Origin of the sequence: Catenuloplanes indicus, from assembly GCF_030813715.1 — a bacterium.
Classification (GTDB): Bacteria; Actinomycetota; Actinomycetes; order Mycobacteriales; family Micromonosporaceae; genus Catenuloplanes; species Catenuloplanes indicus.
Genome location: NZ_JAUSUZ010000001.1, coordinates 3,805,356 through 3,828,163, shown reverse-complemented (window position 1 = coordinate 3,828,163; position 22,808 = coordinate 3,805,356). Strand labels below are relative to the sequence as shown.

Annotated in this window: 19 protein-coding genes; 10 read left to right on the top strand and 9 right to left on the bottom strand. The window is 70.4% G+C overall.

All coding sequences use genetic code 11. From position 1 onward, the window contains the following. Positions 1-55: 55 nt before the first annotated feature. A complete protein-coding gene (locus J2S42_RS17180) occupies positions 56-2,578 on the top strand; it encodes a bifunctional FO biosynthesis protein CofGH (RefSeq protein WP_307240372.1) in 2,523 nt (840 codons plus the stop codon). Between the two features lie 303 nt (positions 2,579-2,881). Beyond that, positions 2,882-3,139 (top strand): WhiB family transcriptional regulator, encoded by a 258-nt coding sequence (locus J2S42_RS17175; protein ID WP_033339648.1) that lies wholly within the window; start codon positions 2,882-2,884, stop codon positions 3,137-3,139. A 41-nt stretch (positions 3,140-3,180) separates the two neighbouring features. On the opposite strand, the gene J2S42_RS17170 is transcribed toward J2S42_RS17175, so the two are convergent. Then, positions 3,181-3,549: a metallopeptidase family protein gene (locus tag J2S42_RS17170; protein WP_307248804.1), complete on the bottom strand. Its 369-nt coding sequence runs from the start codon at positions 3,547-3,549 to the stop codon at positions 3,181-3,183. A gap of 268 nt (positions 3,550-3,817) precedes the next feature. On the opposite strand from J2S42_RS17170, the gene J2S42_RS17165 reads away from it, so the two are divergent. Beyond that, positions 3,818-4,192, top strand: a complete 375-nt coding sequence (locus J2S42_RS17165) for a DUF3499 domain-containing protein (protein WP_307240370.1) — start codon at positions 3,818-3,820, stop codon at positions 4,190-4,192. 263 nt (positions 4,193-4,455) lie between these two features. Beyond that, entirely contained in the window at positions 4,456-6,594 is a 2,139-nt protein-coding gene (locus J2S42_RS17160; RefSeq protein ID WP_307240368.1) for an immune inhibitor A domain-containing protein, read from the top strand. A 480-nt stretch (positions 6,595-7,074) separates the two neighbouring features. Here the strand turns inward: J2S42_RS17160 and J2S42_RS17155 are convergent, their stop codons facing one another. Then, a complete protein-coding gene (locus J2S42_RS17155; protein ID WP_307248803.1) occupies positions 7,075-8,421 on the bottom strand; it encodes an aspartate aminotransferase family protein in 1,347 nt (448 codons plus the stop codon). A gap of 123 nt (positions 8,422-8,544) precedes the next feature. Continuing rightward, the gene (locus J2S42_RS17150; protein ID WP_307240366.1) at positions 8,545-9,045 is read right to left on the bottom strand and encodes an Lrp/AsnC family transcriptional regulator; all 501 of its coding nucleotides are present in this window, start codon (positions 9,043-9,045) and stop codon (positions 8,545-8,547) included. Between the two features lie 188 nt (positions 9,046-9,233). Here J2S42_RS17150 and J2S42_RS17145 point away from each other — a divergent pair, with 188 nt between their 5' ends. The 5 genes from J2S42_RS17145 to J2S42_RS17125 are packed head-to-tail and all read left to right on the top strand — an operon-like array spanning position 9,234 to position 14,635. Beyond that, positions 9,234-10,445, top strand: coding sequence for an ABC transporter substrate-binding protein (locus tag J2S42_RS17145; RefSeq protein ID WP_307240364.1), 1,212 nt, complete (start codon positions 9,234-9,236; stop codon positions 10,443-10,445). A 20-nt stretch (positions 10,446-10,465) separates the two neighbouring features. Beyond that, on the top strand, positions 10,466-11,593 hold the full coding sequence (locus tag J2S42_RS17140) for an ABC transporter ATP-binding protein (protein WP_307240362.1): 1,128 nt from the start codon (positions 10,466-10,468) through the stop codon (positions 11,591-11,593). After that, a complete protein-coding gene (locus tag J2S42_RS17135) occupies positions 11,590-12,489 on the top strand; it encodes an ABC transporter permease (RefSeq protein ID WP_307240360.1) in 900 nt (299 codons plus the stop codon). The genes J2S42_RS17140 and J2S42_RS17135 overlap by 4 nt, the downstream gene beginning before the upstream one ends. Beyond that, entirely contained in the window at positions 12,486-13,259 is a 774-nt protein-coding gene (locus tag J2S42_RS17130; RefSeq protein WP_307240359.1) for an ABC transporter permease, read from the top strand. The genes J2S42_RS17135 and J2S42_RS17130 overlap by 4 nt, the downstream gene beginning before the upstream one ends. Then, on the top strand, positions 13,256-14,635 hold the full coding sequence (locus J2S42_RS17125; protein WP_307240357.1) for an NAD(P)/FAD-dependent oxidoreductase: 1,380 nt from the start codon (positions 13,256-13,258) through the stop codon (positions 14,633-14,635). The genes J2S42_RS17130 and J2S42_RS17125 overlap by 4 nt, the downstream gene beginning before the upstream one ends. A 439-nt stretch (positions 14,636-15,074) precedes the next feature. Here the strand turns inward: J2S42_RS17125 and J2S42_RS17120 are convergent, their stop codons facing one another. The 5 genes from J2S42_RS17120 to J2S42_RS17100 all read right to left on the bottom strand — a co-directional run bounded on the left by J2S42_RS17120 (position 15,075) and on the right by J2S42_RS17100 (position 20,881). Next, entirely contained in the window at positions 15,075-16,610 is a 1,536-nt protein-coding gene (locus tag J2S42_RS17120; protein WP_307240356.1) for a beta-N-acetylhexosaminidase, read from the bottom strand. A 71-nt stretch (positions 16,611-16,681) separates the two neighbouring features. Continuing rightward, a complete protein-coding gene (locus J2S42_RS17115; RefSeq protein ID WP_307240354.1) occupies positions 16,682-17,845 on the bottom strand; it encodes a carbohydrate-binding protein in 1,164 nt (387 codons plus the stop codon). Positions 17,846-17,872: 27 nt separating this feature from the next. Next, a complete protein-coding gene (locus J2S42_RS17110; protein WP_307240353.1) occupies positions 17,873-18,691 on the bottom strand; it encodes a carbohydrate ABC transporter permease in 819 nt (272 codons plus the stop codon). Further along, complete coding sequence (locus tag J2S42_RS17105) at positions 18,688-19,626, bottom strand: carbohydrate ABC transporter permease (protein ID WP_307240352.1); 939 nt, start codon at positions 19,624-19,626, stop codon at positions 18,688-18,690. The genes J2S42_RS17110 and J2S42_RS17105 overlap by 4 nt, the downstream gene beginning before the upstream one ends. 1 nt (position 19,627) lies before the next feature. Beyond that, positions 19,628-20,881, bottom strand: a complete 1,254-nt coding sequence (locus J2S42_RS17100) for an extracellular solute-binding protein (RefSeq protein ID WP_307240350.1) — start codon at positions 20,879-20,881, stop codon at positions 19,628-19,630. A 183-nt stretch (positions 20,882-21,064) separates the two neighbouring features. Here J2S42_RS17100 and J2S42_RS17095 point away from each other — a divergent pair, with 183 nt between their 5' ends. Then, complete coding sequence (locus J2S42_RS17095; protein WP_307240348.1) at positions 21,065-21,775, top strand: GntR family transcriptional regulator; 711 nt, start codon at positions 21,065-21,067, stop codon at positions 21,773-21,775. Between the two features lie 29 nt (positions 21,776-21,804). On the opposite strand, the gene J2S42_RS17090 is transcribed toward J2S42_RS17095, so the two are convergent. Then, positions 21,805-22,764: a glycoside hydrolase family 16 protein gene (locus J2S42_RS17090; protein ID WP_307240347.1), complete on the bottom strand. Its 960-nt coding sequence runs from the start codon at positions 22,762-22,764 to the stop codon at positions 21,805-21,807. Positions 22,765-22,808: the final 44 nt, after the last annotated feature.

Here is a 22,808-nt window from a genome sequence, read left to right as displayed (position 1 = left end):
AATTACCGGGGGGTGGACCTCCGGTAAGGGGTGATCCACGGCCTAGGCTCATCGAATGGCCGAGACAGCATTCGGGGAAGAGCAGCCGACCGAGGCGAGCATCCGGCGCGCGCTGCGCCGCGCCGCCGACGGCAAGTCCCTCGACGCGGACGAGGCGACCACGCTGCTCGCCGCCCGTGGTGAGCAGCTCGACGAGCTGCTGGCGATCGCCGGTGGCATCCGCGACGCGGGCCTGCGTGAGGCCGGCCGCCCGGGCGTGGTGACGTTCTCGAAGAAGGTCTTCATCCCGCTGACCCGGCTCTGCCGGGACCGCTGTCACTACTGCACGTTCGCCACCGTGCCGCACAAGCTCCCCGCGCCGTTCCTGGACCGCGACGAGGTGCTGGCGATCGCCCGGGAGGGCGCGGCCCAGGGCTGCAAGGAAGCACTGTTCACCCTGGGCGACGCGCCGGAGGACCGGTGGGACGCGGCCCGGCAGTGGCTGGACGAGCGCGGCTACGACTCCACCCTGGACTACGTGCGGGCCTGCGCGATCGCGGTGCTGGAGGAGACCGGCCTGCTGCCGCACCTGAACCCGGGCGTGATGTCCTGGGCCGACCTGACCAGGCTCAAGCCGGTCGCGCCGAGCATGGGCATGATGCTGGAGACCACGGCCACCCGGCTGTGGTCGGAGAAGGGCGGCCCGCACTACGGCTCGCCGGACAAGGAGCCGGCGGTCCGGCTGCGCGTGCTGGACGACGCGGGCCGGGTCGGCGTGCCGTTCACCACCGGCATCCTGATCGGCATCGGCGAGACGCGCGCGGAGCGGGTCGACTCGCTGTTCGCGATCCGCCGCACCCAGCGTGAGTACCACCACGTGCAGGAAGTCATCATCCAGAACTTCCGCGCGAAGCCGGACACCGCGATGCGCGGCATGCCGGACGCGGAGCTGCACGAGCTGGCCGCCACGATCGCGGTCGGCCGCATCCTGTTCGGCCCGGCGATGCGCATCCAGGCCCCGCCGAACCTGATCGACGACGAGTTCGCGCTGCTGCTGCGGGCCGGCATCGACGACTGGGGCGGCGTCTCCCCGGTGACGCCGGACCACGTGAACCCGGAGCGCCCCTGGCCGCAGATCGACGAGCTGGCCCGGCGCAGCGCCGAGGCCGGCTTCACGCTGCGCGAGCGGCTGACGATCTACCCGGAGTACGTGCTGCGCGGCGAGCAGTGGACGGATCCGCGGGTGGCCGGGCACGTGGCCGCGTTGTCCGACCCGGCGACCGGTCTCGCGGTCGAGTCCGCGCGGCCGGAGGGCCGGCCGTGGCAGGAGCCGGAGGACGCGTTCGTCCCGGGCGGGCGGGTCGATCTGCACACCGAGATCGACACGGAGGGCCGCACCGAGGACCGGCGCGGCGACTTCGACGAGGTGTACGGCGACTGGGACGACGTGGCCGCGCACGCCGCGCGCACCTCGGCCGGGGCGCGGGAGAAGCTGCCGACCGACGTGCTGGCCGGGCTGAAGCTGGCCGCCGAGGACCCGGGCGCGCTGCTCCGCGAGGAGCACACGGACGCGGCGATGGCGCTGTTCAACGCGGACGGCAGCGCGCTGGACGAGCTCGCCCGGATCGCGGACGACCTGCGCCGGGACGCGGTCGGCGACGACATCACGTACATCGTGAACCGGAACATCAACTTCACCAACGTCTGCTACGTGGGCTGCCGGTTCTGCGCGTTCGCCCAGCGCGAGCGGGACGCGGACGCGTTCCGGCTGTCCCTCGAGCAGGTCGCGGACCGAGCCGAGGAGGCCTGGAAGCTCGGCGCGGTCGAGGTCTGCATGCAGGGCGGCATCGACCCGAAGATGCCGGTCAGCGCGTACGCGGACATCGTGCGCGCGGTCAAGCGCCGGGTGCCGGGGATGCACGTGCACGCGTACTCGCCGATGGAGATCGTGACCGCGGCCGCGAAGGCGGGTGTCTCCGTGCGCGAGTGGCTGACCGAGCTGAAAGAGGCCGGCCTGGACACCATCCCGGGTACGGCCGCGGAGATCCTCGACGACGACGTGCGCTGGGTGCTGACCAAGGGCAAGCTGCCCGCGTCCGCCTGGGTCGACGTGGTCACCACCGCGCACGAGGTGGGCATCCGGTCCAGCAGCACCATGATGTACGGACACGTCGACCACCCGCGGCAGTGGCTCCAGCACTTCCGGGTGCTGGCCGGTATCCAGGACCGCACCGGCGGCTTCACCGAGTTCGTCGCGCTGCCGTTCGTGCACACGAACGCGCCGATCTACCTGGCCGGCATCGCGAAGGCCGGTCCGACGTGGCGGGAGAACCGGGCGGTGCACGCGATGGCCCGCGTCCTGCTGCACGGCCGGATCTCCAACATCCAGTGTTCCTGGGTGAAGCTGGGCGACGAGGGCACGGTCGCGATGCTCAACGGCGGCTGCAACGACCTCGGTGGCACGCTGATGGAGGAGACCATCTCCCGGATGGCCGGCTCCGACCACGGCTCCGCGCGTACCGTGGCGCAGCTGCACGACATCGCGGCGAAGGCGGGTCGCCCCGCGCGTCAACGGACCACTGCGTACGGTCGCGTCTGATCTTTTTCCAGCGCGCCACGCCGATCGGGCGTTACCCCGGCCGGGTCTGAATCGATAGGGCAGGTTACGAGACCACTCACGGTGGCGCTCCGGGAAAGTGACCCTATTTATCAGGTTCGGCTTGACGACGCACGCATAACACGCGTGTAATTTCGATGGGGTTGTACGAACGGAAGGCCATACTTGCCGCGAATCGGACACAGATTGTCAGATGGTGCAAGGGCTTGTGGTACGTACGTAGCTGGACACGCTTCCGCGTGGGGGATCAGCCGGTGGTGCACCGGCGGCGAAGGGGGCACGTTGATGGACGGCCAAGTGGAAGTGGCCGACCTGCTCGGGGATGCGCCGGAGTGGCAGGAGCGGGCACTGTGCTCGCAGACCGACCCGGAGGCGTTCTTCCCCGAGAAGGGGGGATCGACGCGGGAGGCGAAGCGGATCTGTGGCCGCTGCGAGGTCAAGGGCGAGTGCCTGGAGTACGCGCTCGGCCACGACGAGCGGTTCGGCATCTGGGGTGGACTCTCCGAGCGGGAGCGTCGCAAGCTCAAGCGCCGCGCGGCCTGACGCGCGGGTGTGTCGGCCCGACGGGCCGCCGGGGGGCGCTCTTACGAGGAGAGCTCGTCCGGGTCGACACCGAGCAGGTTCGCCACCTGCTCGATGATCACGTCGTGTACCAGGTCGGCCAGGTCGTCGCGGTCCATCGCGCGGAACTCCAGCGGCCGGCGGTAGAGGACGATCCGCGGCGGCACCTCCTGCCGGCCGGGGCGGCCGGGCAGCAGCCGGGCCAGCGGCACCTCGCCGTCCTCCAGCACGTCGCTGTCGTAGACGTTCAGGTCCGGCGGCACGTCCTCGACCGCGAACTCGACGCCGGCCAGCTCCTTCGCGTACCGCCGCTCCAGGCTTTCGACCGTGTCCAGTACGAGGTCGTCGAAGATCTCCGCCTTGGTGCGGGCCAGCGGCACGGTGGCGGGCACCAGGCGCCCCCGCAGCCCGCGCCCGTGGCGGTCGCGGCGCGGCCGGCGGCCGGGCCCGGCGCTGGTCGGGCCCGCGGCGCTGGTCGGGCCTGCACTGGCAGGGCTGGTCCGCTCGGTCACGGCTCCCAGGGTAGTCCCGCCGGAGCGGCCCGTGGCGCGGCCCGGTACCGCGCGTTCCCGCGTGTCGCCGAATCGTGATCATCGCCTGGTCGGCGTGTCGCAGTCGGGCGCGTGGGCGCGGACCGGGTAAGGGAGATAACGTTCTGCCGTGAGGTCACCACGGCGTTGCTCCCGGAACGGCTGCCCCCGGCAGGCCGTAGCGACGTTGACCTATGTCTACACGGAGTCCACGGCCGTGGTCGGCCCGCTCTCCGCGTTCGCCGAGCCGCATACGTACGACCTGTGCGAGCCGCATGCCCGCAGCCTGACCGCGCCGCGCGGCTGGGAGCTGGTCCGGCACGAGGGCGAGTTCACGCCGCCGCCGCCGACCACGGACGATCTGGTCGCGCTGGCCGAGGCGGTGCGCGAGGCGGCCCGGCCGGTGCAGCCGCGGCCGGAGGAGTACGAGCAGAAGCCCGCGCCGGGGCAGCCCGGCCCGCAGACCGGGCGCCGCGGGCACCTGCGTGTCATCCCGCCGGCCTGATCGGTTCTTTCCGGCAATTCCGCGCGCTCTACCACGTACCCGTGGGGTTGTTTGCCCTTTTTGGGGTTTCGTTCGGATGCTGTTAGCCGGGATTTCCCTTGAAGCCCTTCGGGGAGAGGTCTGCGACGTGCCTTCGGCGTAACGTCACGTCCGGCCCGGCGATCGACGCATTTGCCAAGCTCAGATCGATGCGGACGGTTGGCCGGGCGGACGAGAACCCCTCCGAAGGGAGCTTCATGGCACTCAGCCATGTCCGAGGAGCGGTGGCCGCCATAGCGGCACTGCCGCTCGTTGCCCTGCTTCCGGCGCTGCCGGCCTCGGCCGAGCCCGGCGGGACGATCGAGCCCTACGCGAACGACATGCGGACGCTGGATCAGGAGAAGGCGAAGGGCTTCACGCGCGACTTCGAGGTCTCGACGCAGGCCAGGAGGAGTGCGACCACCGCCGCCGCGGCGACGCCACCGGTCGGCACGGTGCGCGCCTGGCCGGCCCTCGACGACGCCCAGGGCCGGCTGTACCTGAAGGAATACACACTTCGCGGTGTGGGCGACAAGATCGAGGTCTGGGTCGCCAACGACCGCTCCTTCCCCGAGGGCGACTGCCGCAACCCGACCGACCCGGTCGCGATCACCGATACGCAGGTCGCGGACCTGGTCAACGAGTTCGACACGAACATGTTCCCGAAGGAGAGCGCGGCGTTCAGCACGCCGCCGGACCGGGACGGGACGAACTCGCAGATCGAGGGCCTTGAGTTCACCGGTGACGGCGACAAGACCGTGACGCTGGTGGACAACGTCCGGGACGACAACTTCTACGACTTCCCGGTGGCCACCACCTATATCGCCGGCTTCCACTCGTCGCAGTTCAACGACCTCACCGACCGCAACGTCATGACGATCGACGCGTTCGACTGGGCGCACCGCACCGGTGCCAACCCGCCGAACGAGCCGACCGACGACGTCTGCACCAGCCGCCCGGCCCGGCCGCGCTCCTACGAGGGCACGTTCGCGCACGAGTGGCAGCACCTCGCGGAGAACTACGCCGACCCGGGCGAGACCACCTGGCTCGACGAGGGCCTGGCCGACTTCGCGCAGTTCCTCGTCGGCTACTCGAACACGGCGGCGACGGTCTACGAGCCCGGCTACGACGGGCACCTGGCCTGCTTCCAGGGCTTCGGCAGCGTGCAGACGCAGTACAACGTCAACCCGCGCGACTGCGGCGGCCCGGAGAACTCGCTCAACCTGTGGGGTGAGAACCCGAACCCGGCGGCGGTGCTCGCCGACTACGGCAACGCCTACGAGTTCATGCAGTTCCTCTACGACCGGTACGGGCTGGGGATCATCACCGCGCTGCACCGCGACGCGGAGCTGCAGGGCCTGGCCAGCGTGGCGGCGGAGGTCAAGAAGCGCGGCGTCAAGGATCTGTACCAGCTCATCCACGACTATCAGTCGATGGTGCTGCTGGACAAGATCGTCGGTGGCCGGTGGGGCGTCTCGCTCGGCGTCCCGAAGAACCGGGTGACCAGCAAGAGCCTCAACTCCACGGTCAACCTGGCGAACCCGAACGCGAACGTCACGCCCGGCGCCGCACCCAACGGCGCGGACTACGTGCTGCTGCAGGACCGCAACGGCAAGGCGCTGAAGGGCAAGGACCTGCGCTCGGTGCAGTTCACCGGCGCGACGACGCTGCCCACCCAGCCGCTGGAGTGGACCCTGGTCAACGACGGCGGCGACTCGGTGCTCTTCTCCGGCAACGAGAACAACACCGACGCGGCCGCCGTGTTCGAGGCGACCGTCCCGGCGGCGTCGCCGTCGCTGACCTTCGACGCCAAGTACGGCGCCGAGGCCGGCTACGACTACGGGTACGTCTCCGTGTCCACGGACGGCGGCCAGACGTACACGATCATCCCCGGTGACCGGACGGTCGACGCCCCGCTCGGCCCCGGCCTGAACGGCACCACCGACGGTTATCAGCCGCACAGCTACGACCTGTCGGCCTACGCCGGCCAGTCGGTGCTGATCAGCATCCGGTACGTGTCCGACGGTGGCGTCAACGAGGGCGGTCTGCTCGTCGACGACATCGCGGTCGGCGGCACGCTGATCAGCGACGGCTCCAGCCTCGACCCGTTCGACTCGCCGTCCGAGGTCTCCCCGACCCCGGTCGACAACTGGAACGTCAAGCTGATCGGCATCGACGAGAAGCTCGGCATCTCCTGGCAGTTCGAGTACGACGGGAAGAGCTCGCTGAAGCTCGGCCAGCTCTCCACGCTGCTGCTCGCCGCCTTCCCGAAGGTGGTCGCGGTCGTCGCCTACGACGAGCCCACCGAGCAGATCCAGCAGTACGCGCCCTACACCCTCACGGTGAACGGCGTCGTGCAGCCGGGCGGCGCCCCGCTCTCCTGATGCACCGCTGAAAAGGGCCCCCGGACCGGTCACGGTTCGGGGGCCTTGTCATGTGTGCTGCTCGCCCGAGGCGATGGACGAGGTCACCAAGCGGTCTGAATCGGTTCGCTGACCGTAGACGATCAGGTGGCGGTGGTCGCTGAACGTCTCGCGCGCGGCCAGCCCAGAACGACGCGGGCAGCGGCGCGGTGGCGATCATCAGCGAGTAGAGCGGTGCCAGCGTGCGTCGTGCGCCGGGCAGCGTGGCGGTGTAGCCCTCGGTCGCCCGGACCAGCACGTCCGTCCGCACCCGGCCGAACGGCGTCCCGGCGACACCGCGGGCGCCGTGCGGCCGCCCGTGCCCGCCTCCGCGGTCGCCGGTATGCGCGCCGCCGCTGCGCTCGCCACTGCCGGGCGTCAGCGCGGTGACCGGTGTGCGCTCGTAGATCGTCACCCCGAGCCGCTCGCCGGACATCCAGAACGAGACGTCGTGATACTCCATCAGATCCGGCCGTACGCCTCGGTGAGCACCGCGCGCAGGATGCGCTCCATCTCGTCGAACTCGGCCTGGCCCGCGGTCAGCGGCGGCGCGAGCTGGACCACCGGGTCGCCGCGGTCGTCGGCGCGGCAGTAGAGCCCGGCCTCGAACAGCGCGTCGGACAGGAACCCCCGCAGCAGCCGCTCCGACTCCGCGTCGTCGAACGTCTCCCGCGTCGTCTTGTCCTTGACCAGCTCGATGCCGTAGAAGTACCCGTCGCCGCGCACGTCACCCACGATCGGCAGATCGTTGAGCTTGGACAGGGTGGCCCGGAACGCCGCCTCGTTCGCCCGGACGTGCCCGTTCAGGTCCTCCCGGGCCATCAGGTCGATGTTGGCGAGCGCGACCGCGGACGAGACCGGGTGCCCGCCGAACGTGATGCCGTGCAGGAACGCCACGCCGTCACGCAGGAACGGCTCGATCAGCCGATCACTGGCGATCGTGGCACCGAGCGGCGAGTAGCCCGAGGTCAGCGCCTTCGCGGTGGTGATGATGTCCGGCTGGTAGCCGTAGCGCAGCGCACCGAACCAGTCGCCGAGCCGCCCCCACGCGCTGATCACCTCGTCCGAGACGAGCAGCACGTCGTACCGGTCGCAGATCTCCCGGACCCGCTGGAAGTAGCCGGGCGGCGGCGGGAAGCAACCGCCCGCGTTCTGCACCGGCTCCAGGAACACCGCGGCGACCGTGTCCGCGCCCTCCCGTTCGATCGCGCGCGCGATCTCGTCCGCGGCCCAGATGCCGAACGCCTCGGGGTCGTCGCCGTACACCGGCGCGCGGTAGATGTTCGTGTTCGCGGTCTTGACGCCGCCGGTGACCAGCGGCTCGAAGTCGGTCTTGATCGCGGGCAGGCCGGTGATCGAGAGCGCGCCCATCGTGGTGCCGTGGTACGCCAGGTAGCGGCTGATCACCTTGTGCTTGGCCGGCTTGCCGGTCTTCCGGAAGTACGCCCGGGCCAGCTTCCACGCGGTCTCCACCGCCTCGGAGCCGCCGGTGGTGAAGAACACGCGGTTGAGGTCGCCGGGGGCGAGCCCGGCGATCCGCTCGGAAAGCTCGATCGCGGTCGGGTGGGCGACGCCCCAGAGCGGGAAGTACGCCAGCTCCGCGGCCTGCTTCGCGGCGGCCTCGGCCAGCTCGGTGCGGCCGTGACCGGCGTTGACGGTGAACAGGCCGGCGATGCCGTCGAGGTAGCGGCGACCGCGGGAGTCCCACACGTACGAGCCCTCGCCGCGCACGATGGTGGGCACCTCGCCGCCGCGGAAGCTGGACATCCGGGTGAAGTGCATCCAGAGATGGTCGGTCGGCGTGCCCATGGTCAGCCCCATCGAAGTCGGCATAGCGGTCTCTACGGTTATCGCACACCGATTCCGTGATGGGCAAGGCGCGGTGACGACGGAAACCGTGCTGGCTGACCGATTTGCCTACGGTTTCCGCAACTATGCCGTACCCCAGCTGTAGGTCTGTTTCCGTAGTTTGAGGTAGACGAACGCCTCGGTGGAGAGCACGCCCTCCACCGTCCGGATCCGTTGGAGGATCTCCAGCAGATGGTCGTCGTTACGGCAGACCACCTCCGCCATGATCTCGAACGATCCGGCGGTGATCACCACGTAGCTGCACTCGTCCAGCTCGGCCAGCCGGTCCGCGATCGCCTGGAGGTCCCCGGTGGTCCGGACGCCGATCATGGCCTGTCGCGGGAAGCCCAGCTGGAGCGGGTCGGTGACCGCGACGATCTGCATCACACCCGCGTCGAGCAGGCGCTGCACCCGTTGCCGGACCGCGGCCTCGGACAGCCCGACCGCCTTGCCGATCGCCGCGTACGGCCGGCGCCCGTCCTCCTGCAGCTGCTCGATGATCTGCTTGGCCACGTCGTCGAGCAACGAATGCCCCTCGCGTACCGTGATGCGCCGGCCGTTACCCGCCGGTGTGCTCTGGGCCATACGGAAGTCTCCTTCGTAACCGTTCCGACTCAAAGTCTGCGGTATTTCGTTGCGCAGCGACAGACACGCGACGGATTCCCTTGTGGCCGCAGGCGTCTTGCATGTGAGACCCGTTCGTCTAATCTAGGGCGACCCCTTATCCTCGCTTTTCTCGCCACCAGCGGGACCCCTTGTCACAGGAGCCGTGAATGCGTAAGTCACCCCGTGCACCGTTGTCGCCGGAGGCGTCGGCGGTCCTCTCCGCCTTCGCGGTCTCCCGGCGCACGCTGATGCGGGGCGCGCTGGCCTCGTCCGCGCTGGCGCTGACCGCGTGCGGCACCCAGGGGCAGCAGCAGAGCGAGGACACCTGCGTCAGCGAGGACCTCTCCGGCACCGAGAAGAAGCTCTCCTTCTCCAACTGGCCGCTGTACCTCGACGTCGACGCCCAGGACGAGTCGAAGCACCCGACGCTGGACGCGTTCACCGCGCAGACCGGCATCGCGGTCACCTACACCGAGGACATCAACGACAACAACGAATTCTTCGGTAAGGTGCAGAACCAGCTCGCCGGCTGCCAGCCGACGAATCGCGACATCGTGGTGCTCACCGACTGGATGGGCGCGCGGCTGATCCGGCTCGGCTGGCTGCAGAAGCTGGATGTCAGCAAGCTGCCGAACGTACAGGCGAATCTGCTCTCGTCGCTGCGCAACCGGGCGTTCGACCCTGCGGGCGAATACTCGATCCCGTGGCAGGGCGGCCTGTCCGGCCTGGCCTACAACGCGGCGGTCACCGGTGAGATCCGCACCGTGGACGAGCTGCTCACCCGGCCCGACCTGAAGGGCCGGGTGACCGCGTTCGCCGAGATGCGGGACACGATCGGCCTGCTGCTGCAATCCAACGGGCACGACCCGTCGAACTTCACCGCGGCGCAGTTCGACGACGCGCTCGCCAAGCTGCAGAAGGCGGTCGACTCCGGGCAGATCCGCCGGTTCACCGGCAACGATTACGCCACCGAGCTGGCCGGCGGTGACATCGCGGCCTGCATGGCGTGGTCCGGCGACGTCATTCAGCTCTCCGCCGAGGACGAGAAAGTGCGCTTCGTCATTCCGGAGTCCGGCGTCATCCAATATTCGGACGACATGATGGTGCCGAACAAGGCGACGCACAAGGCGAACGCCGAGGCGCTGATGAATTATTACTACGACCCGGCCGTGGCCGCCGAGGTCGCCGCCTATGTGAACTACATCTGCCCGGTGGAGGGCGCGCGGGCCGAGGCGGAGAAGACCGATCCGGAGCTCGCGGCGAATCCGCTCATCTTCCCGGACGAGTCCGTCACGTCCAAGGCGAAGGGTTTCATGGCGCTCGACGAGGCGACCGAGAAGGCGTACGAGCAGAAGTTCCAGGCCGTCATCGGCGCTTGAGAGCAGCGGAGCGACGTTTCATGAGTGTTGACGGCGAGGGTCTGCGCCTGACCGGCGTGACCAAGCGGTTCGGGCAGTTCACCGCGGTGGACGACCTGACGCTGACCATCCCGCAGGGCGCGTTCTTCGCGCTGCTCGGCGCGTCCGGCTGCGGCAAGACCACCACGCTGCGGATGGTGGCCGGGCTGGAGGAGCCCACGGCCGGGCAGATCACGCTGGGCGGCACCGACATCACCCGGCTCCGGCCGTATCGGCGGCCGGTCAACACCGTGTTCCAGAGCTACGCGCTGTTCCCGCACCTGAACATCACCGAGAACGTGGCGTTCGGCCTGCGGCGCAAGGGCGTGAAGAACGTCAAGCCGCAGGTCGAGGCGATGCTGTCGCTGGTCGAGCTGGCCGGTTTCGGCAACCGCCGCCCGGCCCAGCTCTCGGGCGGCCAGCAGCAGCGCGTCGCGCTGGCCCGCGCACTGATCAACCACCCGCAGGTGCTGCTGCTCGACGAACCGCTCGGCGCGCTGGACCTGAAGCTGCGCCGGCAGATGCAGATCGAGCTCAAACGCATCCAGACCGAGGTCGGCATCACGTTCGTGCACGTCACGCACGACCAGGAGGAGGCCATGACGATGGCCGACACGGTCGCGGTGATGAACGCGGGGCGGATCGAACAGCTCGGCGTGCCGGCCGAGATCTACGAGTTCCCGGCCACGCCGTTCGTGGCGAACTTCCTCGGCCAGTCCAACCTGCTGGCCGCGTCCGGCGGCGGGCGCAGCGGCGACGACCTGCTGGTCACCGCGCACGGCGCGCGGTTCAGCGTGCCGGCCGCCCGGTCCCGGGCCACCGGCGACGAGGTCTACCTGGGCGTCCGGCCGGAGAAGATGACGTTGCTGGCCGACGGCGCCGTACCGAGCGGGTTCCAGCACGTCACCGGCACCGTCACCGACTCCTCCTACGTGGGCGTCAGCACGCAGTACCTGGTCCGGACCGCGTGGGACACCGAGCTGTCCGTCTTCGCGCCGAACGTCGGCGTGGGCGGCCCGCTGCCGAACGGCACCGAGGTCACGGTCGCCTGGAACCCCGCGCACGCATTCCTGCTCGACCGCGCACCCGGCGCGGGCGACTCGACCCACACGCTGGTGGACGCGGTATGAGCGTCGCCGCTCTCCGGTCCCGGACCTCGGCGCCCCCGCCCCGCCGCGCCCCACGGCGCAGGTGGCTGCCGTACCTGCTGCTGCTCCCCGCGGGGCTCTGGCTGCTGATCTTCTTCGTGATCCCGCTGGTCCAGCTCGGCGCGACCAGCCTCTACGACCCGGCCGGCTCACTGACCACCGGGTACGCGATGACCTGGGAGTTCGGCAACTACCCGGTCGCGTTCGAGGCCTACCAATGGCACTTCCTCCGGTCGCTCGGCTACGCCGCCGCGGCCACCGCGATCTGCCTGCTGCTCGGTTACCCGCTGGCCTACGCGATCGCGCACCGCGCCGGCCGGTGGAAGAACCTGATGCTGGTCGGCGTGATCGCGCCGTTCTTCACCAGCTTCCTGGTCCGCACGCTCGCCTGGAAGACGATCCTGTCCGACAACGGCGTGATCGTCGAGGCGCTGCGCGCGGTGCACCTGCTCGGCGCGGACGGCCGGCTGCTGGCCACACCCGCCGCGGTGATCATGGGACTGGTCTACAACTTCCTGCCGTTCATGGTGCTGCCGCTCTACGCGAACCTGGAACGGCTCGACCCGCGCGTGCTGGAGGCCGCGAGCGACCTCTACGCCGGGCCGGTCAGCACGTTCTGGCGGGTGACGCTGCCGCTGAGCATGCCCGGCGTGGTGGCCGGCACGCTGCTCACGTTCATCCCGGCGGCCGGCGACTACATCAACGCGGAACTGCTCGGCACGCCCCGGCAATACATGATCGGCAACGTGATCGACTCGGCGTTCCTGGTCCGGCTGGACTACCCGCAGGCGGCCGCGCTCTCGTTCCTGCTGATGGCCGCGGTCCTGGCCATCGTGTTCGTCTACGTGCGCCGCTCCGGCACGGAGGAGGTGCTGTGAGGCGCAATTGGGTCTTGCCCGTCGGCCTGCTCGTCCTGCTCTACCTCTTCCTGCCGATCTTCGTGGTGGCCGGGCTGTCGTTCAACGAGCCGGCCAGCCGCCTGTCGTACGACTTCCACCGGTTCACGCTGGACAACTGGGCCAACCCGTGCGGCCCCGGCGACATGTGCGACGCGGTCGGCCGCAGCGTCCAGATCGGGCTGCTGTCCACGCTCGTCGCCACGCTGCTCGGCACGCTGATGGCGTTCGCGCTGGTCCGGCACCGGTTCCGCGGCCGCTCCGCGATCAACCTGCTGGTCTTCATGCCGATGGCCACGCCCGAGGTGGTGATGGGCTCGTCGCTGCTGGCGCTGTTCGTGGCCGGTGGCGTCTCGCTCGGCTTCTGGACCGTGGTGATCGCGCACGTGATGTTCTGTGTGTCGTTCGTGGTGGTGACCGTGAAGGCGCGGCTGGCCGGTCTCGACCCGGCGCTGGAGGAAGCCGCGATGGACCTCTACGCCGGCGAGTGGCAGACGTTCCGCCGGATCACGCTGCCGCTGGTCGCGCCCGGCATCGTCGCGGCCGCGCTGCTGTCGTTCTCGCTCTCGTTCGACGACTTCATCATCACGAACTTCAACTCCGGCACTACGGTCACGTTCCCGATGTACGTCTGGGGCGCGGCCCAGCGCGGCATCCCGCCGCAGGTCAACGTGATCGGCACCGCGATGTTCCTGATCGCGGTCGGCTTCGTGGTGGGCGGCGAGATCATCAGCCGCCGGCGCCGGTCATGAGGGCGCTGCGGGACGCCGCACCGGTCCCGTACTGGCTGGACCGTCCGGACCGCCCCGACCCGCTGCCGCCGCTGTCCGGCGACCGGCGCGCGGACCTGGCGATCGTCGGCGGTGGTTACGCCGGGCTGTGGGCCGCGGTGCTCGCCAAACAGGACGACCCCGCGCTGGACGTGGCCGTGCTGGAGGCCGGCACGTGCGGGTGGGCCGCGTCCGGCCGCAACGGCGGGTTCTGCGCCACCAGCCTGACCGGCGGGCTCGCCAACGGTCACGCCCGCTTCCCGGACGCCCTGGCCCAGCTGGAGCGGCTCGGCACCGAGAACCTGGACGCGATCGAGTCGTTCGTGGCCCGGCACGGCATCGACTGCGACTTCGTTCGCTCCGGCGAGCTGAAGGTGGCGACCGAGGCGTACCAGGTGGCGCAGCTGGCCGAGAGCGCGGTGCTGGCCATGGCGTACGGCCGGACCGTGCGTCTGCTCGACTCCGCCGCGGTCCGCGCCGAGGTCGACTCGCCGACCTACCTCTACGCCGCCTGGGACCGCCGCGGCACCGCGCTGGTCGACCCAGCCCGCCTCGCCTGGGGCCTGCGCCGCGTCGCGCTCCAGCTGGGCGTGCGGATCTTCGAGCACACCAGGGTCACCGCGCTCGCCGACGAGGGCACCGCGATCCGGCTGACCACCGCGCACGGCCGCCTCCGGTCCGGGCGCGCGATCCTGGCCACGCACGCGTTCCCGCCGTTGCTGCGCCGCCTGCGCCATTTCGTGGCGCCGATCTACGACTACGCGCTGATGACCGAGCCGCTGACCAGCGCGCAGCTCGCGTCCGTCGGCTGGCGCCGGCGGCAGGGCGTGTCCGACCTGGGTAACCGGTTTCATTACTACCGGATCACCCAGGACCGGCGAATCCTCTTCGGCGGCTACGACCCGGTCTTCTACGCCGGCGGCCGGACCGCACCGGCGCTCGCACAGAACACGACGTCGTTCGAGACGCTGGCCCGCCACTTCGCCACCACGTTCCCACAGCTCAGCGACGTCCGCTTCAGTCACCGGTGGGGCGGCCCGGTCGACGCCAGCACCCGCCTCTTCGCCTTCCACGGCACCGCCTACGCCGGCAAACTCGCCTACGCCGCCGGCTTCACCGGCCTCGGCGTCTCCGCCACCCGCTTCGCCGCCCGCGTCAGCCTCGACCTGCTCAGCGGCACCCGCACCGAACTCACCGACCTGGTCACGGTCCGCCGCAAACCCTTACCCTGGCCCCCCGAACCGGCCCGCACGCTCGGCATCGCCCTGACCCGCCGCTCCCGCGCCCACGCCGACGACCACGAGGGCCGTCCCGACCTGTGGCTGCGCACGATGCGGCGCCTCGGAATGGGATCATAAACCCGCAACATCCGATATTCCCGCTTCCGGCGTGCCCACGTCCCGCACGCTCCCGCGGGCACCGGTCGTCGCTGGCGCTCCTCCCTGCACGACCCGCGGCGGGAATGGAATCTGACGATTGCCACGGCCCGAGATCGCGCGGCATGTGTGAGCGGCTGAGAAACACGCGCCTCGCGTAACCATCGGGGGAGATCGGCCGCAGCCGAGTGGTGACCGCGGAGCGCCGCGAGTGCGATGCGGGGCCCGCTTTGCTGCGGGGCCGCCACGGCCGGTCGCCGGGGCGGCCCGGGAGCGTTACTGAGCGGGCCGCCAGCGTGCAGCAGGTCAGCGGCACGTGGAGAGGTGAGACGAGCACGGTGTTCCTCTCAGCGGTAATCCGGTGTCGCTGAGGTGTGCGCCGGCGCAGTGGGACCACAGCCCGAGAGTGGCGCAGCGCACGCTAGTCCAGAGGGCGATAGTTCAGCCCCGCCTCGTCGAAGCGGCGGATGTGGGCACGCAGCCGGGTGTGGAAGGTCGCGGACGGGGTGCCCCAGGCGATCTCGGCCACCGCGGCCAGGCGGGGGAGCAGGTTGTACTCGGCACCGGCCGGGGTGGGTGTGTACTCCGACCACAGGTTGGCCTGCACGCCGATCACCCGGGACGGAAGGTCCTGCGGCAGGCCGGCGGGCTCCGGACGGTACGCGTAGACGTGGTCCAGCGTGGTGGGCCCGTGCCCCTCGGCGTAGCCGGTGCGGATGGAGAGCGGCTCACCCGGCGCGTCCGAGGCGGGATAGTCCAGGTAAAGGTGCTCGTGCGGGGTGGCGACCACGTCGTGACCGTCGCGCAGGCCCGCGGCGATCCGGTCGTGGCCGCGCCAGGCCATCACGACCGCGGCCGCGGGCGCGGCCTGGCCGACCAGTTCGTCCCAGAGCACGGCACGCCGGCCGTTGCGGGCGACGTGCGCGGCGGCCCGGCGGATCCACCAGCCGAGCAGGTCGTCGGCGCCGGTCAGGCCCTCGGCCGTGATCCGCTCGGCGGCGGCCTGGGACGCGCGCCACTCGTCCAGCGGCACCTCGTCACCGCCCAGGTGGATCCACGGGCTCGGGAAGACGTCCATCAGCTCGTCCAGCACGTCGGTGACGAACGCGACCGTCTCGTCCGCGACGTTCAGCACCCGGTGGCTGACGCCGAACCGGGTCCACACCTCGGGCGGGTTCGCCGGATCGTTGCCGAGCCGCGGGTACGCCGCGATCGCGGCCTGCATGTGACCGGGCAGATCGATCTCCGGGACGATCGTGACGCCGCGCCGGGCCGCGTACGCGACCAGGTCACGCAGCTCGTCCTGGGTGTAGAAACCGCCGTGCGGCGTACCGTCGGAGAGCCCTTCGGTCTCGTGCCCGCGCGGCGACGACGCGCGGAACGCGCCCACCTCGGTCAGCCGCGGGTGTTTGCGCACCTCGAAGCGCCAGCCCTGGTCGTCGGTGAGGTGCAGGTGCAGCACGTTCATCCGGTGCATGGCGAGCAGGTCGACGACCGTGCGCAGCCAGGCGACCGGCTTGTACCAGCGCGCGACGTCGATCAGCAGCCCGCGCCAGGGATAGCGCGGCGTGTCCACGATCGAGACCGGCGTGACGGTCCAGGACGCGTCGGGGACGGGACCGGACGCGAACACCGGGGCCGGGAGCAGCTGCCGCAGCGCCTGCACGGCCCAGCGCAGTCCGGCCGGCCCGGTCGCGACCGCGGTCACGCCGGTCCGGGCCACGTCCAGCCGGTAACCCTCCGCGCCGAGATCCGTCGCGGCGGGGTCGACGAGCAGCGCGACCACCTGCGGACCGGGGCCGGGCGCGTCCGGCAGCGGCAGGCCGGTGACCGGGGTGAGCAGCTCGCGCAGCAGCGCGGCGACCTCCGGCGCGTCCGGCGCGTGGATCGTGGTCGCGGGTGTGAGCGCGAAGGACCCGGAGCTGTCCGAGATCGAGACGGGTCGGGGGATCAGCATGAGGCCTCCAGAGTGTGTGACGCCGCCCTCCCCCTACGTAAGCAGAAAGGGCGGCGGGAGCGAAGCGGCAGTCAGCAGGGGCCGAGGTCGCGCCACTGGGCGGTGAGGCCGGGCTCGGAGCCCTGCGTCCACCAGTTCGCCTGCCAGAGCCGGCCGTTGTGGGCGACCCGGTCACCACCGAGGTAGACCGTGCCCCACGCCCACGGGCTCGCGCCCGCGCAGGAGACCGGTGGCGGCGTGGTCGGCCGTACCGTCGGGGTGGTCGTCGGGTTTCCCGGGGTGGCGGTCGGGCCGGCCGGGCAGCCGCCACCGGCCAGCGTGTCCTCGTGCACCCGGCCCGCGCTGCGGTACGCGGCCGTGCGCGCGTTCAGGTCGGCCGGCGACACGGACTCGTTCTTCGCGTAGTAGACCCAGTCCACGTGCTCCTGGTACGTGGCCCGGCCGCCGGTGTGCGCGGCCAGGTCGATGAACCACAGGTTGAAGTTGATCGACATGGCCGCGCGCGGGTAGACGCTCCACGCCGGGTCCTTCTCCGACACCGTGTGGTCGCCGACCTGCACGCCGTCGATGAAGTACCGCACGTGACCGTTCGCCACCTGGCCCATCACGGTGTGCCAGCCGGCCAGGCTGCCGGTCTGCTGGGAGTGCGCGTTGTACGGGTCCCACGGGTCCTCGCGGTAGCCGTTCCAGCTGGTCTGGTAGTTGATCGACCCGGTGACGCCCCAGCCGCCGTTCGGCAGGTACTCGGAGAAGTCCAGTTCGGAGTAGAGCGGGTCGTAGTCGAAGCGCTGCGCCGGCCCGATCGCGAAGAACGTCTCGTTGATGTGGTCACCGTCCGGCCCGCTGACCGGCGCGTCGGAGAACTTGATCCGCGCCGCGTACGTGCCCTCGAAGAACCGCCGCTCGGTCTGCAGGAACTCCGCGTGCGTGGTCCCGGCCGCGGTGCCGTCCGTGAACGCCTGGAGCTGTGCGACCCTCTGCCCGTCCACGGTCGGGAACGAGATGTTCGCGGCGGACCAGCTCGCGCCGGGCACGCCGGGTCCGCCGGCGTTGTTCCGTGCGGTCCAGCCGTGCCCGGTGAACGCGCTGTCGGACGGGGACGTGTAGTTGAAGTCGTCGAACAGCACACCGCAGGCGGCCGCGGCCTCCGCGGATGCGGAGCCGGTGGCTATCAGCCCGCCGGCCGCGGTGACCAGGGCGGCCGCGGCGAGCGCTGTCTTCCGTACCGTTGGCATGGTTTTCGCTCCTAACGAGGGGGGATCTCAGCCCTTGACCGCACCGGCGCTCATGCCGGCCACGGCGCGACGCTGAACCAGCAGGAAGAAGACGACGACCGGGAGCGTGAACAGGAAGGCGACCGCCATCTGCGGCCCGTAGTCGACGTCGTCGCGGCCGATGAACGACTGGATGTAGACCGGCAGCGGGTAGTTCCTCGGATCGTTGATCAGCACGTAGGCGTAGGTGAACTCGGTCCAGGCGGTGATGAACGAGAAGATCGAGGTGGCCAGCAGGCCCGGTGCGACCAGCGGGAAGAGCACCCGCCAGAACGTCTGCCAGCGGCTCGCGCCGTCCATCGCCGCGGCCTCCTCCAGGTCGACCGGGATCGACGCGACGAACCCGCGCAGCATCCACGCGGTGAATGGCACCGTGATCGAGAGGTAGACCAGCATCAGCCCGGCCAGCTGACCGAGCAGCCGGACCTCGCGGAGCATCAGGTAGAACGGGATGAACAGCGCCTCGCCCGGGATCATCTGCACGATGATCAGGCCGAGCACGAAACCGGTCCGGCCGCGGAACGTGAACCGGGCCAGCGCGACCGCGGCCATCAGCGCGACCAGCGTCCCGGCCGTCACCACGGTCACGGTGACGGTGAGCGAGGCGCGCAGCGCGGCCCAGAACGCGCCGTCGCCGAGCACCCGGGCGAAGTGCCCGAACTCGATCGGCCACGGCAGCAGGCCCGGTGGGTAGCTGACGATGTCCGCGTCCGGCTTGAGCGCGGTGGACGCCATCCAGTAGACCGGGAAGACGAACAGCACCGCGAGCACCACGCAGGCGCCGTTCACCAGCGCGCGGCGGGTCATCGGGCCTCCTGCCGCATGGCCCGGATGTAGATCCAGGAGAGCCCGAGCAACAGCACCGTCATCAGCACCGCGATCGTGGACGCGACGCCGAACTGCGAGCCGACGATGCCCTTCTGGTAGATGTAGACGCCCAGCATCACGGTGCCCTGGTACGGGCCGCCCTTGGTGGTGAGCCAGACCTGCGGGAAGACCTTCGTGTCCCAGATGACGGAGAGCACGGTGAGGATCGCGTAGATCGGCCGCAGCAGCGGGAACGTGATCCGCCAGAAGATCCGGAATCCGCCCGCGCCGTCCACCCGCGCGGCCTCGCCCAGCTCCGGCGGCACGGTCAGCAGCCCGGCGTAGACGGACAGCGCGGCGAACGGCACCGCGCCCCAGACCACGATCGAGACCAGCACGGCGAACGCGGACCACTGGTCGCCCAGCCAGGAGCGATGCCGGCAGTCGCACAGCCCGGACTCGGTGAGCAGCCAGTTGACCACGCCGAACTCCGCGTCGAACAGCCACTTGAAGACCACGGCGCCGATCAGCACGGGCGTGGCCCAGGCGATCACCATGCCGGCCGAGAGCAGCACCCGCGCCCACCGGCTCGCATGTTGCAGCAGCAGCGCGGCGCCGGTGGCGACGGTCAATGTCAAGATCACACAGACCGAGGCGAATCCGGCGGTACGGGGAAGCACGGTCCAGAACACCGGGTCGGTGAGCACGGACCGGTAGTTGTCCAGGCCTACCCACACCGTGCGCCGGGTGACCAGGTCACCGAGGTTCCCGCGCTGGAAGCTGAGCGCGATCATGCGCCCGACCGGGTAGAGCAGCGTGGCGAACACCGCCACCGTGGCCGGGATCAGCAGGAGGTAGGGGGTCGATCTCCACCGGCGGCGGGCCGGCGTGACCGGCGTGCGGGTGACCGGCGGCGGGGCCAGGGTGATGCTCACGTCAGGCCGCGTTCAGCATCTGGTCGATCTGCGCGTCGGCCTTGGCCGTGGCCTCGGCCACGGTGGCGTCGCCGGCCGCGATCGACTGCAGCATGTCCATCAGCACCTGAGCGTTGTCCACGTCGGACCACTTGGTGGAGGTGGGCGTGAACCAGCTCTTCGCGGCCGCGTCCATCTGGATCTTCGTGATACCGGTGACCACGCCGGCCAGGCTGGTCGAGTTCGGCAGCAGGCCGTTCTGGGCCACCAGCGTCTGGTACTTCGTGCCGGTCATCAACCTGATCCAGTCGTACGCCAGGTCCGGGTGCGGGCTCGCTGCCGCGGACGCGAGGTTGGAGCCGCCGAGAAAGACCGGCATCGGCCCGGCCGTGCCCGGCACCGGGAACGCGGCCAGCTGATCGGCCAGCTCCGGGTGGTCCCTGCCGATCGAGCCGACCATCCAGGCCTGGCCGATGATCATGCCGGCCCGGCCCTCGGCCAGCACGTCCGGCAGGTTCGTCTCGTCCGCGTCGGCCGGTGCCCGGGAGACGGCCTTGACCAGCTCGGCCCAGTTGGTCAGGCCCGCCCGCGCCTGCGGGGTGGAGAGCGCGCCGGACCAGCGTTCGCCGTCCTTGACCGCGATCGTGCCGCCGGTGTCGTAGAGGAACGGCAGCGCGGCGTACTGGTAGCGACCGGGGAAGTAGAGGCCGGAGAAGTCCGCGCCGTTCGCGGCCTGTAGCTTCTCGCCGGCCGTGCGCAGTTCCGCGAGCGTGGTCGGCGGCGCGCTCAGCCCGGCCTTCGCCCACAGGTCCTTGCGGTAGATCACCACCCGGTCGCCGCCGTAGTACGGCACGCCGTACAGCCGGTCCTCGTAGCTGCCGGCCTCGCGCAGCCCTTGCAGCCAGGTCGCCCGGTTCTCGAATTCACGCCCGGTCAGGTCGGTCAGGCCGCCGGAGGCCGCGTACGCCAGCACGTCGGTGTTGCCCATCTCGAGCACGTCCGGCGGGTTGTCGCCGGCCAGCGCGGTCTTCCACTTCACGTCGCGGCCGTCCCATTCGAGGATCTGGACCGCGACCGTGACGCCCGGATGCGCGGCCTGGAACTCCGCGTTGATCTGCTGGAGCACCGCGTCCGGTGCGGAGTCCTTCATCAGCCAGACGTCGAGCGTGATCGGTCCGTCCTCGGCCGCGGCGCCGCCACAGGCCGCGGTGGCGCCGAGAGTGACGGCCGCGAGCGCGGCGCCGAGCGCGCGGCGGCGGGTCAGGGTGGTTATCACGATGTTCTCCCCAGGGGGTGAGGGTGTCTCGCGTTGGGGAGAACGGTGGTCCAACCAGTGGTTAAAGTCAAGAGTCTTTACAGATTTATAGGATTCACTTAGCGGCGTTTATGTCCGTTTATTCGGCGCTCAGGGGTTTACCAGTGGGAAAAATTTGCGCCATGGGTTGGTATAGTCCCGATCATGAAGCGGGCCGAGATCCGGGAACTGCTCCGCGAGTTGATCGACGGCCGCGAACCCGGCGAGATGATGCCGTCCGAGCGGCACCTGAGCGAGCGGTTCGGCGTCTCCCGCCCCACGCTGCGCGCCGCGATCGAGGACCTCACCCGGGACGGGCTGCTGGTCCGCAGTCATGGGCGGGGCACGTTCACGCCACCGCGGAAGATCTCCCAGGAACTCGCGCCGGCCAGCGCGGGCAACTTCACCGTGCCGCCGGCCGAGGGTGACTGGCGCAGCGAGGTCATCGACTTCCGGATCGAACCGGCCGGTGCGCGGCTCGGCCGCCGGATGGAGCTCTCGCCGGGCGAATCACTGCGATACATCCAGCGGGTACGCGTGGTGGACGGCGCGCCGATGGCGATCGAGCGCATCCGGATCCCGGCCGAGCTGGTCCCCGGGCTGGCGCCGGCGGACGTCGAGGCCGGGTCGCTCTATCAACTGCTGCGCATGCGGTACGAGGTGGTGGTGGCGGACGCGGTGCAGACCACCGAGCCGACGGTGACCGACGCGGAGGAGTCGCGGCTGCTCGGCGTACCCCTGCATGCCCCTGCTCTGCTCTTCGAGCGCACCACCCGGGACACGTCCGGCCGGGTGGTGGAGTTCGCCCGGTCCATCTATCGCGGTGACCGCTACCGGATCACCACGCACCTGGCGTTCGGGAGCGACGCCGGATAGATCGCGGCGCCGCTCCCGTTCACGCGGGCTCAGCAGGAGCCGAGCGTGTCCTCACGCGCGGTGCCGGCGGCGCGGTAAGCCGCAGTGCGCGCCTCCAGCTCGGCCGGGGAGACGGCCTCCTCGTCGGCGTAGTAGACCCAGTCCACGTGCTCCTGGTACGTGGCCCGGCCGCCGGAGTGCCCGGCCAGGTCGATGAACCACAGGTTGAAGTTCAGGCCCATCTCCACCCGCGGGAAGACCGAGCGCGAGCCGTCCTTGTAGTCCACGGTGTGCTCGGCGACCTGGACACCGTCCACGAAGTACGTCACCCGGCCGTCCACCGCCTGCCCGACGACCGTGTGCCAGCCGGCCAGGCTGCCGTCCTGCGCGTCGCTGGCGTTGTACGGGTCCCACGGGTCGGCACGGAACCCGTTGTAGCTGGTCTGGTAGTTGGTCGGGCCGTCCGTGCCCCAGCCGCCGTTCGGCAGGTACTCGGTGAAGTCCAGCTCGGAGTAGAGCGGGTCGTAGTCGAACCGCTGCACCGGGCCCATCGCGAAGAACGTCTGGTTGACGTGGTCGCCGTCCGGGCCGCTGACCGGTGTGTCGGACAGCTTGATCCGCGCCGCGTACGTGCCCTCCAGGAACCGCTTCTCCGCCTGGTAGAACTCGGCCTGCGTGGTGCCGGCCGCGGTGCCGTCCGTGGAACCCCGCAGCTGGGCGGCGCGCTGACCGTCCACATCGGCGAACGAGACGTTCGACGCGGACCAGGCCGCACCGGAGACGCCGGGCCCGCCCGCGTAGTTGCGGACGCGCCAGCCCTGACCGGCGAACGCGGCGTCGCCGGTGGTGGCGTAACTGAAGTCGTCGAAGAACCGGCCGCATGCCGCGGCGGTCGTCGTGGGCCCGGTCTCGGCCAGCGCGTTGCCGGTGACCACCAGCCCGCCGCCGGCGGTGACCACCGCGGCCGCCGTGAGCAGTCCCAGCCGTACGCGTGAGGCTCCTGAACGCACCTTTTCTCCTGACTTCGAGGGGATCTCGCCTTTCGAAGCTGGTC

Bases quoted from the DNA above. Each gene is read 5' to 3' on its own strand.
- J2S42_RS17180 (WP_307240372.1), top strand. From the start codon at position 56: ATGGCCGAGACAGCATTCGGGGAAGAGCAGCCGACCGAGGCGAGCATC.
- J2S42_RS17175 (WP_033339648.1), top strand. From the start codon at position 2,882: ATGGACGGCCAAGTGGAAGTGGCCGACCTGCTCGGGGATGCGCCGGAG.
- J2S42_RS17155 (WP_307248803.1), bottom strand. From the start codon at position 8,421: ATGGGCACGCCGACCGACCATCTCTGGATGCACTTCACCCGGATGTCC.
- J2S42_RS17150 (WP_307240366.1), bottom strand. From the start codon at position 9,045: ATGGCCCAGAGCACACCGGCGGGTAACGGCCGGCGCATCACGGTACGC.
- J2S42_RS17145 (WP_307240364.1), top strand. From the start codon at position 9,234: ATGCGTAAGTCACCCCGTGCACCGTTGTCGCCGGAGGCGTCGGCGGTC.
- J2S42_RS17140 (WP_307240362.1), top strand. From the start codon at position 10,466: ATGAGTGTTGACGGCGAGGGTCTGCGCCTGACCGGCGTGACCAAGCGG.
- J2S42_RS17135 (WP_307240360.1), top strand. From the start codon at position 11,590: ATGAGCGTCGCCGCTCTCCGGTCCCGGACCTCGGCGCCCCCGCCCCGC.
- J2S42_RS17125 (WP_307240357.1), top strand. From the start codon at position 13,256: ATGAGGGCGCTGCGGGACGCCGCACCGGTCCCGTACTGGCTGGACCGT.
- J2S42_RS17120 (WP_307240356.1), bottom strand. From the start codon at position 16,610: ATGCTGATCCCCCGACCCGTCTCGATCTCGGACAGCTCCGGGTCCTTC.
- J2S42_RS17115 (WP_307240354.1), bottom strand. From the start codon at position 17,845: ATGCCAACGGTACGGAAGACAGCGCTCGCCGCGGCCGCCCTGGTCACC.
- J2S42_RS17110 (WP_307240353.1), bottom strand. From the start codon at position 18,691: ATGACCCGCCGCGCGCTGGTGAACGGCGCCTGCGTGGTGCTCGCGGTG.
- J2S42_RS17095 (WP_307240348.1), top strand. From the start codon at position 21,065: ATGAAGCGGGCCGAGATCCGGGAACTGCTCCGCGAGTTGATCGACGGC.